The following is a 13,059-nucleotide window of genomic DNA, read 5'->3' on the forward strand; positions in this document are numbered from 1 at the left end:
CACGCAGGGCTGTTCCCGCGACCTCGTCGCACGACCGGTCGCACGATCGGTCACCGGGGACGGGAAACCGCCGCAGGGCTTCCGTACCGTAGGTAAAGAATCATCACTGAGGGGGAGCAGCAGGTGAGCATGACGGCCTCCGCGGCAGCCACCGGAAGGGGACCCGGTACGGGAACTCCCTCCGGGGCGGGCACGGGTCTCGGTTTCTGCCGCGTCACCATCGTCGCACCCGACAGCCGGATCGACGTGGCGCTGCCCGACGACATCCCGGTCGCCGACCTCTATCCGGAGATCCTCACCCTCACCCGGCAAAGCCCCGCCGAGGGCGCGCCCGTCGGCTACCACCTGGTCCGCCGCGACGGAACTGTCCTCGACAGTGCCCGTTCCTTCGCCGCCCAGCGCATCCTCGACGGTGAACTCCTCGCGCTGCGCCCGTTCTCCGAGTCGCTGCCGCCCGCCGTCTTCGACGACGTCTCCGAGGCGGTCGCCTCCGCCGTGACCAGCGAGCGCACCCTGTGGAGCGACGACCTGACGCGCGCGGCGGGTCTCGTCGGGGGAGGCGTGCTGCCGGTCCTGCTGGCCTTCGTGGCCTGGATGGGCGACCCGCGGCACGACATGAACAGCCTGCCCGGCATCCTCGCCGGCGTCGCGGGTGTCCTCCTGGTCGTACTGGCCTGCGTGCGTGCCCGGGTCTACGACGATCGGGCCTCGGCCATCGCCCTGGGGCTCGGCGCCCTCCCCAACGTCGGCGTGGCCGGCTCGGGTCTCCTGCCGCTCGCCGACGGACAGGGCATCGGCAGGCTCCAGTTCCTCCTCGCCTGCGCGGCGGTGCTGCTGGCCTCGGTCCTGCTCACCCTGTGTTCGCCGAGCGGGGACGGCCCGTTCGTCGGCTTCGTCGTCGCCTCCGCCATCGGCCTGCTCGCCGTGTTCGCGGCGATCCTCGCCGACTGGACGCCCTCCGAGATCGCCGCCCTGTGTGCCCCGATCGCCGTCGGGGGCCTGGCCTTCCTGCCGGGACTGTCGATGCGCTTCGCCCGGCTCCCGATCGGCTTCGACACCCCGAACACGGCCCCGCGCAGCGCGTACGACACGGACCCCGCCCCCCAGGAGCCGGTCGACGCCGAGCGGGTCGCCGCCCAGGCGCGGCGTGGACACGAACTCCTGGTCGGCCTGGTGGGCGGCTGCGCGCTGCTCGCCGTCGGTTCCTCGGCGGTCCTCGGGTTCTCCGAGAACGTCTGGGCCCAGCTCCTGGCCCTGGCGACCGGCCTGGCCATGCTGATGCGGGCCCATCTCTTCCGGTACACCGGCCAGGTGGCCCCCCTCCTGGCCGCCGGTCTCGCCTCCCTCGTACTGCTCGGCCTGGGGCTGGCACTCAATCCGCCGCACTCGATCGTCCGCGAGGCCCTCACGGGCGACCGCAGTGACCTCGACCTCCGGACCATCTGGCTCGTCGCGGCGATCGCGGCGGCGGCCACGCTCGTCACGGCGATCGGTTTGATCGTCTCGCGCGGCGGCCTCACCCCGTTCTGGGGACGCTTCCTGGAGATCGCCGAGGGCTTCGTGCTGCTGACCCTGGTGCCGCTGACCCTGGCGGTGTTCGACGTGTACTCGGCAGTCCGCTCGATGACCAGCTGAGCCCCGCCCCACTGCCCTCCGTGCTCACGCGGTCCCTGCGTGCTCACGCAGTCCGCTCCGTGTTCACCCAGCGCATCCCGGCGGCGGATCCACCACACCCACGGGAAGCGTCGAACGACGCAGCGGGGCGCCGGTCCGCCGTCCGGCGGGGTAGCGGTGGCCGCAGGGCCACCGCGCGACCCGTTTCCCGCTCTCTCGGACACGCCGCCCACCGCCACGAAGCAGCGCCGCACAGGAGCTCGCCGGCTCGATCACCGGGTCGTCGGGAAGTACCCGACGACCCGCCAAGGGCCCCGGGCCCGTCCGTCACTCCGCGCCGAGCCCCCCACCGCGGGGCGCCGACTCGAGATCGAACTCCCCGTCCCGGGCCCCCAGCACGAACGCCCGCCACTCCGCCTCCGTGTAGCGCAGCACCGTGTCCGGGTCGAGCGACGACCGCATCGCCACGGCCCCCTCGGGCAGGTAGGCGATCTCGACCCGCTCCTCGTGCCCCTCGGTGCCCGGCGCGCTGTGCCACTCGACACCGGAGATGTCGAGGGCATAGAGCTCGTCCCGCTCCCGCTCCTTGCGTGCCTTGGTCTCCTCAGCCGTCTCCGCCATGCCGCAGCGACCCCTTCCCGACGTACGAACGATCCGAATCTGCTCACCCTAGTGGCCCTCTACGCTCCGGCCGGGAGGTTCGAGAGACCGGGGCAAAGAGGACCCCGGCCGCCTGGTACGCTGGTCGACGGCCGTTTGTGTACGCACCCCCGGAGCTCACCGCTCTGGAGGCCGCGCCCAGCGGATCCCCGCCTTCCGAGTCATGGAAGCTCCCCCGAGACACAGACCGGGGGCACTCGGTGGCCATCACAGACTACGAGGAGTACGCGTGCCGCTCGACGCCGCTACGAAGAAGCAGATCATCACCGAGTTCGGCCAGAAGGAGGGCGACACCGGCTCCCCCGAGGTCCAGGTCGCCATGCTCTCGCGCCGCATCTCGGACCTGACCGAGCACCTCAAGACCCACAAGCACGACCACCACTCCCGCCGTGGTCTGCTGATCCTCGTGGGACAGCGCCGCCGCCTTCTCCAGTACCTGGCGAAGAAGGACATCCAGCGCTTCCGCGCGCTGGTCGAGCGCCTCGGCATCCGCCGTGGTGCGGCGGGCGCCAAGTAAGACGCCGTGAGGGGAGCGGTTCCCGAAGAATCGGGGGACCGCTCCTTTTGCTGTACGTGCGGAGTGTCACCACTGCTTTGTAGTGTGGTAGCACAACGCAATACGGACGACTCAGCACGACAAGAAGACGACACAGCACGACAAGAAGAGGAGAGGCGCACCCAGCCGCCGCCGGTCCTCGGTAGTGGCCCCCGGGAGAGAGAACCCCGGGTGCTTCGATCGAAGACCGGCCCGCACAGCACGGCGCGCTTCTCCGCAACCGTCCCCCTGCCACACGGGCAGGGCGACGAGGACGAGGAGAAAACGCTAGTGGAGAACGAGACCCACTACGCCGAGGCCGTCATCGACAACGGCACCTTCGGCACCCGCACCATCCGCTTCGAGACGGGCCGCCTGGCCAAGCAGGCCGCCGGCGCCGCCGTGGCGTACCTGGACGACGACACCATGGTGCTGTCGGCCACCACCGCCTCCAAGAACCCCAAGGACCAGCTCGACTTCTTCCCCCTCACGGTGGACGTCGAGGAGCGGATGTACGCCGCCGGCAAGATCCCCGGCAGCTTCTTCCGCCGCGAGGGCCGTCCCTCCGAGGACGCGATCCTCACCTGCCGCCTCATCGACCGCCCGCTGCGCCCCTCCTTCAAGAAGGGCCTGCGCAACGAGATCCAGGTCGTCGCCACGATCATGGCGCTCAACCCCGACCACCTGTACGACGTCGTCGCGATCAACGCCGCGTCCGCGTCCACGCAGCTGGCCGGCCTGCCCTTCTCCGGCCCGATCGGCGGCGTCCGCGTCGCGCTGATCAGCGGCCAGTGGGTGGCCTTCCCGACGCACACCGAGCTCGAGGACGCCGTCTTCGACATGGTCGTCGCGGGCCGCGTCCTGGAGGACGGCGACGTCGCGATCATGATGGTCGAGGCCGAGGCCACCGAGAAGACCATCAAGCTGGTCGAGGGCGGCGCCGAGGCGCCGACCGAGGAGGTCGTCGCGGCCGGTCTGGACGCCGCGAAGCCCTTCATCAAGGTGCTCTGCAAGGCCCAGTCGGACCTCGCCGCCAAGGCCGCCAAGCCGACCGGCGAGTTCCCGATCTTCCTCGACCACCAGGACGACGTCCTGGAGGCGCTCACCGCCGCCGTCAAGCCGGAGCTCGCCTCCGCGCTGACCATCGCCGGCAAGCAGGAGCGCGAGGCCGAGCTGGACCGCGTCAAGGCGCTCGCCGCCGAGAAGCTCCTGCCGGAGTTCGAGGGCCGCGAGAAGGAGATCTCCGCCGCGTACCGCTCGCTGACCAAGACCCTGGTCCGTGAGCGCGTCATCAAGGAGAAGAAGCGCATCGACGGCCGCGGTGTCACCGACATCCGCACCCTGGCCGCCGAGGTCGAGGCCATCCCGCGGGTCCACGGCTCCGCCGTGTTCGAGCGTGGCGAGACCCAGATCCTGGGCGTCACCACCCTGAACATGCTCCGCATGGAGCAGCAGCTCGACACGCTGTCGCCGGTGACGCGCAAGCGCTACATGCACAACTACAACTTCCCGCCGTACTCCACCGGCGAGACCGGCCGCGTCGGCTCCCCGAAGCGCCGCGAGATCGGCCACGGCGCCCTCGCCGAGCGCGCCCTCGTACCGGTCCTGCCGACGCGCGAGGAGTTCCCCTACGCGATCCGCCAGGTCTCCGAGGCGCTGAGCTCCAACGGCTCGACGTCCATGGGCTCGGTCTGCGCCTCCACCATGTCGCTGCTGAACGCCGGTGTGCCGCTGAAGGCCCCCGTCGCCGGTATCGCCATGGGCCTGATCTCCCAGGAGATCGAGGGCGAGACGCACTACGTCACCCTCACCGACATCCTCGGTGCGGAGGACGCCTTCGGCGACATGGACTTCAAGGTCGCCGGCACGAAGGACTTCGTGACCGCCCTCCAGCTCGACACCAAGCTGGACGGCATCCCGGCCTCCGTCCTGGCCGCGGCCCTCAAGCAGGCCCGCGACGCCCGCCTCCACATCCTCGACGTGATGATGGAAGCGATCGACACGCCGGACGAGATGTCCCCCAACGCCCCGCGGATCATCACCGTCAAGATCCCCGTGGACAAGATCGGTGAGGTCATCGGCCCCAAGGGCAAGATGATCAACCAGATCCAGGAGGACACCGGCGCCGACATCACGATCGAGGACGACGGCACGATCTACATCGGCGCGGTCGACGGACCGTCCGCCGAGGCCGCCCGCACCACGATCAACGGCATCGCCAACCCGACCATGCCGGAGGTCGGCGAGCGCTACCTGGGCACGGTCGTGAAGACGACCACCTTCGGCGCGTTCGTGTCGCTGCTCCCGGGCAAGGACGGCCTGCTGCACATCTCGCAGATCCGCAAGCTGGCCGGCGGCAAGCGCGTGGAGAACGTCGAGGACGTCCTCGGTGTGGGCCACAAGGTCCAGGTCGAGATCGCCGAGATCGACTCCCGCGGCAAGCTCTCCCTGATCCCGGTCATCGAGGGCGAAGACGGCGACGAGAAGAAGGACGACGGCGACAAGTGACGTCCCGCGGCTTCCAGGCGACGGCCCGCACCTCCTCGGAGGCGCGGGCCGTCGCCCGTACCCAAACCCTCATCAAGGGCCACAACGGCATCGGCACGGTCCGCAAGACCACCCTCCCGGGCGGCCTGCGCATCGTCACCGAAACCCTGCCCTCGGTCCGCTCCGCGACCTTCGGCATCTGGGCGCACGTCGGCTCCCGCGACGAGACCCCGGCCCTGAACGGCGCCACCCACTACCTGGAGCACCTGCTCTTCAAGGGCACCGGCCGAAGGTCCGCCCTGGACATCTCCGCCGCACTCGACGCGGTCGGCGGCGAGATGAACGCGTTCACGGCGAAGGAGTACACGTGCTACTACGCACGCGTGCTCGACAACGACCTGCCGCTGGCCATAGACGTCGTCTGCGACATGCTCACGGGCTCCCTCATCCTCGAAGAGGACGTCAACGTCGAGCGCGGCGCGATCCTCGAAGAGATCGCCATGACCGAGGACGACCCGGGCGACTGCGTGCACGACCTGTTCGCGCACACGATGTTCGGCGACAACCCCCTCGGCCGCCCGGTCCTCGGCACGGTCGACACGGTCAACGCCCTCACCGCCGACCGCATCCGCCGCTTCTACAAGAAGCACTACGACCCGACCCACCTGGTCGTCGCCTGTGCCGGCAACATCGACCACGCCAAGGTCGTACGGCAGGTCCGCGCCGCCTTCGAGAAGGCCGGTGCCCTCAAGGACCTCGCCGCCGACCCCGTCGCCCCACGCAGCGGCAAGCGTGCCCTGCGCACCGCGGGCCGCGTCGAGCTGGTCGACCGTAAGACGGAGCAGGCACACGTCGTGCTCGGCATGCCCGGCCTGTCCCGCACCGACGAGCGGCGCTGGGCCCTGGGCGTGCTGAACACCGCCCTCGGCGGCGGCATGTCCTCCCGCCTCTTCCAGGAGGTCCGGGAGAAGCGCGGCCTGGCCTACAGCGTGTACTCGTACACGTCCGGCTTCGCCGACTGCGGTCTGTTCGGCGTGTACGCCGGCTGCAGGCCCTCGCAGGTGCACGACGTGCTGAAGATCTGCCGCGACGAGCTCGACCACGTCGCCGAGCACGGTCTCTCCGACGACGAGATCGGGCGTGCGATCGGCCAGCTCCAGGGGTCCACGGTGCTCGGCCTCGAGGACACCGGCGCGCTGATGAACCGTATCGGCAAGAGCGAGCTGTGCTGGGGCGAGCAGATGTCCGTCGACGACATGCTGGCCCGGATAACGTCGGTCACCCCGGACGACGTCCGCGAGGTCGCCCACGAGATCCTGGGACGGCGGCCCTCCCTGTCGGTCATCGGCCCGCTGAAGGACAAACAGGCGGCCCGCTTGAACGACGCCGTCGCCTGAAGATCCCCTGGTGAAGGAAGCACAAGAGATGAGCAAGCTGCGCGTGGCGGTCCTCGGCGCCAAGGGCCGGATCGGCTCGGAAGCCGTACGAGCCGTCGAAGCCGCCGAGGACATGGAACTGGTCGCCGCCCTCGGCCGGGGCGACAAGCTGGAGACGCTGACCGAATCAGGCGCCCAGGTCGTGGTCGAACTGACCACGCCAGACTCGGTCATGGCCAACCTCGAGTTCTGCGTCGGCCACGGCATCCACGCGGTCGTCGGCACCACCGGCTGGACCGACGAGCGCCTCGCCCAGCTGAACGGCTGGCTGTCCGCCTCCCCCGAGACGGGCGTGCTCATCGCGCCGAACTTCTCCATCGGGGCCGTCCTCACCATGAAGTTCGCGCAGCTCGCCGCCCCCTACTTCGAGTCCGTCGAGGTCGTCGAGCTGCACCACCCGAACAAGGTGGACGCCCCCTCCGGCACCGCCACGCGCACCGCCCAGCTCATCGCCGAGGCCCGCCGCACCGCCGGCACCGCCCCGGCCCCCGACGCCACGGCCACCGCCCTGGACGGCGCCCGCGGTGCCGACGTCGACGGTGTCCCGGTCCACGCGGTCCGGTTGCGCGGACTGCTCGCCCACCAGGAGGTCCTGCTCGGCGCCGAGGGCGAGACCCTCACGGTGCGGCACGACTCGCTCCACCACAGCAGCTTCATGCCGGGCATCCTGCTCGGCGCCCGCCGCGTGGTGAGCACCCCGGGCCTCACGTTCGGCCTGGAACACTTCCTGGACCTGAACTGAGCCCCTGACCGTCATGCGCGCGAAGCTCACCTACGCCCTCACCGCCGCCGTCCTGGTCGTCTACTTCGTCCTGGTCGGCAGCCGCGGAGTGCTGCTCATCGAGACCGGCACACCCCTCACCGTCACCTTCGGTGTCGCGGTGCTGATCCTGCCGGTCATCGGCCTGTGGTTCCTGTGGAAGAACACCCAGTTCGCCCGTAGGGCCAACCAACTCGCCGCTGAACTGGACGCCGAGGGCGGCCTGCCCGTCGACGAACTGCGGCGCACCCCCAGCGGGCGCATCGACCGCGACTCGGCCGACGAGGTCTTCGCCAAGCGCAAGGCCGAGACCGAGGACGCCCCCGACGACTGGCGCACCTGGTTCCGCCTCGCCGTCGCCTACCACGACGCCCGCGACACCCCGCGCGCCCGCAAGGCGATGCAGCGCGCGATCGCGCTGCACGACGGCAAGCAGCCCGAAGCGGCCTGACCCGCAACCCCGAACATGCCGGCGGGGCCGGACCGTACCTACGGTCCGGCCCCGCCGGCATGAGGTCGAAAGAGGTCAGCGCGGGCCGTATTCGTCGGCCCACGCCTCGACCGAGTCCGCTGCCCGGTCGAAGGCCACCGAGCGGCCCAGGAAGTCCGCGTTGTGCGTCGTCATCAGGGGCGGCAGGCCGCCCGCTTCCCGGCCCTGGCGTCCGGCAAGCAGCGCCTGTCCCTGCACGGTCCGCGGCAGCCCCAGCCAGCGCACCGGCTGCTGCACCGTACGCACGGAGACGACCTGCTCCCAGGACGCCGTGCGCGTCGCGAGGAAACCCACGTGCCGCAGCCCGCGGGCGCTGACCCACACGCCCATGCGCAGCAGCCGCAGAGCCGCGGCGATGACGAGCAGGGCGAGCGCGAACACGACCCCGGCCGACGTCAGTTCGGCCGTCGCGGCGATGATGACCGCCGCGAACAGAACGAACGAGGCGAGCAGCAGCGCGAGCGCCGCGACTCCGACGCGCCACGGCCCGGGCCGGTACGGCCGCCGCCAGCGGTCACGGTCGTCGTAGGGCAACGGAACGTCGTCCGCCGCCTCGAAAACGCGGTCGGCCGTCAGGAAGGGCAGGGGCACGGCTGGTCCTCACTCGATCCATGCGTGGGCTGTGCCCGGTGAGGCTACCGATCTGCGTCCCCGGTCACCACTGGCGGGGGGCCGGATGAGTCACCGTCGGTGCGGTGTGGTTCAGCGCTTCTCGGACGCCTGCGACTGCTGCGGCTGATCAGCCGTCTTGTCGGGCGTCAGCGCGGGCGTCCCGATGACCAGGGACCCCACGAGCCCCGCCACGATGGTGAGACCCAGCAGCCAGCGGCCGGCCATCTGACCGACGGACGACCGCTCGCGCGGTGGGGGAGTGACATTGCTGCGGAACCTGTCGGCCTCTGCGACGAAGGCAAACGGTACGGGTTCACGCCGACCGAACATCAGGGGTACGTCTCCTTCAAGGATGGAACGGATCACTTTCGTCTGTAGAGACGAACGAACTCCCTCAGAGGTGCCCTGTTTCACCGACTTCATTGCGGCACGGCACCGATCGCACTGAATTGGCCGGGCCGTAGAGTGGCGTCGCCACACGACGAGATGGGAAGGCCCTGCCAACCGTGACCGACACCCCCGCCGACGACCTCAAGCCCAGCTACCGCAGTGACGTCACCGTCGAGCTGGTCAAGCACACCGCGTCCGACGCGGACGTCCTCTTCGCCGCCCGCGTCTCGACCCTCGGCGAGCAGTCCCTGGACGAGATGAAGAAGGACCCCGAGCGTTCCAAGGGCCTGATCAACTACCTGATGCGGGACCGGCACGGCAGCCCCTTCGAGCACAACTCGATGACCTTCCTCATCAGCGCCCCGATCTTCGTCTTCCGCGAGTTCATGCGGCACCGCGTCGGCTGGTCGTACAACGAGGAGAGCGGCCGCTACCGCGAGCTCCAGCCCGTCTTCTACGTCCCGGACGAGTCCCGCAAGCTGGTCCAGGAGGGCCGCCCGGGCAAGTACGTCTTCGTGGAGGGCACCCAGGCCCAGCAGGAGCTCGTCGGCCGTGTGATGGAGGACTCCTACCGGCAGGCGTACGAGGCCTACCAGGAGATGCTCGCCGCCGGTGTCGCCCGCGAGGTGGCCCGCTCCGTCCTCCCGGTCGGCCTGTACTCCTCGATGTACGCCACCTGCAACGCCCGCTCGCTGATGCACTTCCTCGGTCTGCGCACCCAGCACGAGCTGGCGAAGGTCCCCTCCTTCCCGCAGCGCGAGATCGAGATGGTCGGCGAGAAGATGGAGGCCGAGTGGTCCCGGCTCATGCCGCTCACGTACGCCGCCTTCAACGCGAACGGACGCGTGGCGCCCTGACCACGCCCCGGTCCCCCCGTCAGGTACAGATGTACGGTTCAGCCGAGCGAAGTGTCCGTATTGCGGCATTTGGAGAAGTTCATCTAGCCTGATCAAACGGGTCCGGCACTGCTTGAACCCCCGAGCAGGCAGTGCCGGGCTCCACCTTTGTCGCGACTTGTCACCTGCCCCGCGGGCAGACCCGGTCCTGAGCAACGAGTAGCGTGTAACCCATGGCTCCGACCTCGACTCCGCAGACCCCCTTCGGGCGGGTCCTCACCGCCATGGTCACGCCCTTCACGGCGGACGGCGCACTCGACCTCGACGGCGCGCAGCGGCTCGCCGCCCACCTGGTGGACGCAGGCAACGACGGCCTGGTCATCAACGGCACCACCGGCGAGTCCCCGACCACCAGCGACGCGGAGAAAGCGGATCTCGTACGGGCGGTCCTGGAGGCGGTCGGAGACCGCGCCCACGTGGTGGCCGGAGTCGGCACCAACGACACGCACCACAGCATGGAGCTCGCCCGGGCGGCGGAGCGCACCGGCGCGCACGGCCTTCTCGTCGTGACCCCGTACTACAACAAGCCCCCGCAGGAAGGCCTCTACCGGCACTTCACGGCCGTCGCCGACACCACCGGCCTCCCGGTGATGCTCTACGACATCCCCGGCCGCAGCGGCGTCCCGATCAACACCGAGACGCTCGTCCGTCTCGCCGAGCACCCCCGGATCGTGGCCAACAAGGACGCCAAGGGCGACCTCGGCCGCGCCAGCTGGGCGATCGCCCGCTCCGGCCTCGCGTGGTATTCCGGCGACGACATGCTGAATCTCCCCCTGCTCTCGGTCGGCGCGGTCGGCTTCGTCTCCGTCGTCGGCCACGTCGTCACCCCCGAGCTGAGAGCTCTGGTCGAGGCGTACACCTCGGGCGACGTCCAGAAGGCCACCGAGATCCACCAGCGGCTGCTCCCCGTGTACACGGGCATGTTCCGCACCCAGGGCGTGATGACGACCAAGGCGGCACTCGCCCTGCAGGGACTGCCCGGTGGGCCGCTGCGCGCCCCCATGGTCGAGTGCGCGCCCGACGAGATCGAGCAACTCAAGATCGATCTTGTCGCCGGCGGGGTACAGCTCTGACATCAGACTTCGCGCGGGTCTCCGCGCAACTGCTTCACAACTGAATAAGCGGGCCACCGGTGCCCGCACCCCACACAGACAATTGCTTCTGCACGAACGTCACGCGCGCCACGTGCCCCACCGGTACGTGGCGTGCGTGGTTGAGGAGAGTCTTTTGAGTCATCCGCATCCCGAACTCCGCACGCCTCCGCCGCTTCCCGAAGGCGGCCTGCGCGTCACCCCGCTGGGCGGCCTCGGCGAAATCGGCCGGAACATGACCGTCTTCGAATTCGGCGGCCGCCTTCTGATCGTCGACTGCGGCGTGCTCTTCCCCGAGGAGGAGCAGCCCGGAATCGACCTGATCCTGCCGGACTTCTCGTCCATCAGGGACCGCCTCGACGACATCGAGGGCATCGTGCTCACGCACGGGCACGAGGACCACATCGGCGGCGTCCCCTTCCTCCTGCGCGAGAAGCCGGACATCCCGCTGATCGGCTCCAAGCTGACCCTCGCCCTCATCGAGGCCAAGCTCCAGGAGCACCGCATCCGCCCCTACACGCTGGAGGTGGCGGAGGGGCACCGCGAACGCATCGGCCCCTTCGACTGCGAGTTCATCGCGGTCAACCACTCCATCCCGGACGCGCTGGCCGTGGCCATCCGCACCCCCGCGGGCATGGTGGTCCACACCGGCGACTTCAAGATGGACCAGCTCCCGCTGGACAACCGCCTCACGGACCTCCACGCCTTCGCACGCCTGAGCGAGGAGGGCATCGACCTCCTCCTCTCGGACTCGACGAACGCCGAGGTACCGGGCTTCGTACCGCCCGAGCGGGAGATCTCCAACGTCCTGCGCCAGGTCTTCGCCGGCGCCGGCAAGCGCATCATCGTCGCGAGCTTCGCCAGCCATGTACACCGCATCCAGCAGATCCTGGACGCGGCGCACGAGTACGGCCGCCGTGTCGCCTTCGTCGGCCGCTCCATGGTCCGCAACATGGGCATCGCCCGTGACCTGGGCTACCTGAAGGTCCCGCCGGGCCTGGTCGTGGACGTCAAGACGCTCGACGACCTCCCGGACAGCGAGGTGGTCCTGGTCTGCACGGGCTCCCAGGGCGAACCGATGGCCGCCCTGTCCCGCATGGCCAACCGCGACCACCAGATCCGCATCGTCCAGGGCGACACGGTGATCCTCGCGTCGTCCCTGATCCCCGGCAACGAGAACGCGGTCTACCGCGTGATCAACGGCCTCACCCGCTGGGGCGCCAACGTCGTCCACAAGGGCAACGCCAAGGTCCACGTCTCCGGCCACGCCTCAGCGGGCGAGCTGCTGTACTTCTACAACATCTGCCGCCCGAAGAACCTGATGCCGGTGCACGGCGAATGGCGACACCTGCGGGCCAACGCCGAGCTGGGCGCCTTGACCGGTGTCCCGCACGACCGCATCGTCATCGCCGAGGACGGCGTCGCCGTCGACCTCGTCGAGGGCAGGGCCAAGATCTCCGGCAAGGTCCAGGCGGGCTACGTCTACGTCGACGGCCTTTCCGTCGGTGACGTGGGTGAGCCGGCCCTGAAGGACCGCAGGATCCTCGGAGACGAGGGCATCATCTCGGTGTTCCTGGTCATCGACTCCTCCACCGGGAAGATCACCGGCGGTCCGCACATCCAGGCCAGGGGCTCCGGCATCGAGGACTCGGCCTTCGCTGACGTGATCCCAAGGATCACGGAGGTGCTGGAACGCTCCGCGCAGGACGGCGTGGTCGAACCCCACCAACTTCAGCAACTCGTGCGCCGCACGCTGGGCAAGTGGGTGTCGGACACCTACCGGCGTCGGCCGATGATCCTGCCTGTGGTGGTGGAGGTCTGACGGTCCGTAGGGCCTGAGCCCACGCCAACTGGGAGCGGGGCGCCTCGATTTGCATCGAGGCGCCCCGCTCCAGTAGGTTTACAACTCCTCCCGACGGGGCACCCGGGCCAACTCAGGCACCAGGGACCATGTCCGGCCGGGGAGGGAAATCCGACTCAGAGCTTCTGATAAAGTCGGAACCGCCGGAAAGGGAAACGCGGAAGCGGGAACCTGGAAAGCACCGAGGAAATCGGATCGGAAAGATCTGATAGAGTCGGAAACGCAAG

Annotated in this window: 12 protein-coding genes; 9 read left to right on the plus strand and 3 right to left on the minus strand. The window is 69.6% G+C overall.

Annotated features, from left to right (window positions below):
* Window positions 1-123 precede the first annotated feature (123 nt).
* On the plus strand, window positions 124-1,635 hold the full coding sequence (gene eccD, locus ACFY9S_RS24580; RefSeq protein ID WP_391131959.1) for a type VII secretion integral membrane protein EccD: 1,512 nt from the start codon (window positions 124-126) through the stop codon (window positions 1,633-1,635).
* A gap of 306 nt (window positions 1,636-1,941) precedes the next feature.
* Here eccD and ACFY9S_RS24585 read toward each other — a convergent pair whose 3' ends face one another.
* A complete protein-coding gene (locus ACFY9S_RS24585) occupies window positions 1,942-2,235 on the minus strand; it encodes a DUF397 domain-containing protein (RefSeq protein ID WP_391131960.1) in 294 nt (97 codons plus the stop codon).
* Window positions 2,236-2,503: 268 nt separating this feature from the next.
* Here ACFY9S_RS24585 and rpsO point away from each other — a divergent pair, with 268 nt between their 5' ends.
* The 5 genes from rpsO (at window position 2,504) to ACFY9S_RS24610 (ending at window position 7,943) form a co-directional block, all read left to right on the plus strand.
* Window positions 2,504-2,791 (plus strand): 30S ribosomal protein S15, encoded by a 288-nt coding sequence (gene rpsO / locus ACFY9S_RS24590; RefSeq protein WP_286065081.1) that lies wholly within the window; start codon window positions 2,504-2,506, stop codon window positions 2,789-2,791.
* A gap of 309 nt (window positions 2,792-3,100) precedes the next feature.
* Entirely contained in the window at window positions 3,101-5,317 is a 2,217-nt protein-coding gene (locus ACFY9S_RS24595; protein WP_391131962.1) for a polyribonucleotide nucleotidyltransferase, read from the plus strand.
* Window positions 5,314-6,693 carry an insulinase family protein gene (locus ACFY9S_RS24600; RefSeq protein WP_391131964.1) on the plus strand — a complete coding sequence of 460 codons (1,380 nt, stop codon included), beginning with the start codon at window positions 5,314-5,316 and terminating at the stop codon, window positions 6,691-6,693. Before ACFY9S_RS24595 ends, ACFY9S_RS24600 begins: the two co-directional genes overlap by 4 nt.
* A gap of 28 nt (window positions 6,694-6,721) precedes the next feature.
* Complete coding sequence (gene dapB, locus ACFY9S_RS24605; RefSeq protein ID WP_391131966.1) at window positions 6,722-7,474, plus strand: 4-hydroxy-tetrahydrodipicolinate reductase; 753 nt, start codon at window positions 6,722-6,724, stop codon at window positions 7,472-7,474.
* Between the two features lie 13 nt (window positions 7,475-7,487).
* A complete protein-coding gene (locus ACFY9S_RS24610; protein ID WP_391131968.1) occupies window positions 7,488-7,943 on the plus strand; it encodes a hypothetical protein in 456 nt (151 codons plus the stop codon).
* Window positions 7,944-8,018: 75 nt separating this feature from the next.
* Here the strand turns inward: ACFY9S_RS24610 and ACFY9S_RS24615 are convergent, their stop codons facing one another.
* Both ACFY9S_RS24615 and ACFY9S_RS24620 read right to left on the minus strand, forming a co-directional pair.
* The gene (locus ACFY9S_RS24615) at window positions 8,019-8,573 is read right to left on the minus strand and encodes a hypothetical protein (RefSeq protein WP_391131970.1); all 555 of its coding nucleotides are present in this window, start codon (window positions 8,571-8,573) and stop codon (window positions 8,019-8,021) included.
* Between the two features lie 111 nt (window positions 8,574-8,684).
* The gene (locus ACFY9S_RS24620; protein ID WP_102911920.1) at window positions 8,685-8,924 is read right to left on the minus strand and encodes a hypothetical protein; all 240 of its coding nucleotides are present in this window, start codon (window positions 8,922-8,924) and stop codon (window positions 8,685-8,687) included.
* 176 nt (window positions 8,925-9,100) lie between these two features.
* Here ACFY9S_RS24620 and thyX point away from each other — a divergent pair, with 176 nt between their 5' ends.
* The 3 genes from thyX (at window position 9,101) to ACFY9S_RS24635 (ending at window position 12,793) form a co-directional block, all read left to right on the plus strand.
* Window positions 9,101-9,841, plus strand: a complete 741-nt coding sequence (gene thyX, locus ACFY9S_RS24625; protein WP_102911919.1) for an FAD-dependent thymidylate synthase — start codon at window positions 9,101-9,103, stop codon at window positions 9,839-9,841.
* 212 nt (window positions 9,842-10,053) lie between these two features.
* Window positions 10,054-10,953 carry a 4-hydroxy-tetrahydrodipicolinate synthase gene (gene dapA, locus ACFY9S_RS24630; protein WP_391131972.1) on the plus strand — a complete coding sequence of 300 codons (900 nt, stop codon included), beginning with the start codon at window positions 10,054-10,056 and terminating at the stop codon, window positions 10,951-10,953.
* 154 nt (window positions 10,954-11,107) lie between these two features.
* A complete protein-coding gene (locus ACFY9S_RS24635; RefSeq protein WP_391131974.1) occupies window positions 11,108-12,793 on the plus strand; it encodes an RNase J family beta-CASP ribonuclease in 1,686 nt (561 codons plus the stop codon).
* The last annotated feature ends 266 nt before the right edge of the window (window positions 12,794-13,059 follow it).

The organism is Streptomyces sp. NPDC012474 (assembly GCF_042955185.1).
GTDB lineage: Bacteria > Actinomycetota > Actinomycetes > Streptomycetales > Streptomycetaceae > Streptomyces > Streptomyces cahuitamycinicus.

Excerpts from the sequence above, each read along its gene's own strand:
- ACFY9S_RS24585 (WP_391131960.1), bottom strand. The coding sequence starts at position 2,235 with ATGGCGGAGACGGCTGAGGAGACCAAGGCACGCAAGGAGCGGGAGCGG.
- dapB (WP_391131966.1), top strand. The coding sequence starts at position 6,722 with ATGAGCAAGCTGCGCGTGGCGGTCCTCGGCGCCAAGGGCCGGATCGGC.
- ACFY9S_RS24610 (WP_391131968.1), top strand. The coding sequence starts at position 7,488 with ATGCGCGCGAAGCTCACCTACGCCCTCACCGCCGCCGTCCTGGTCGTC.
- ACFY9S_RS24620 (WP_102911920.1), bottom strand. The coding sequence starts at position 8,924 with ATGTTCGGTCGGCGTGAACCCGTACCGTTTGCCTTCGTCGCAGAGGCC.
- dapA (WP_391131972.1), top strand. The coding sequence starts at position 10,054 with ATGGCTCCGACCTCGACTCCGCAGACCCCCTTCGGGCGGGTCCTCACC.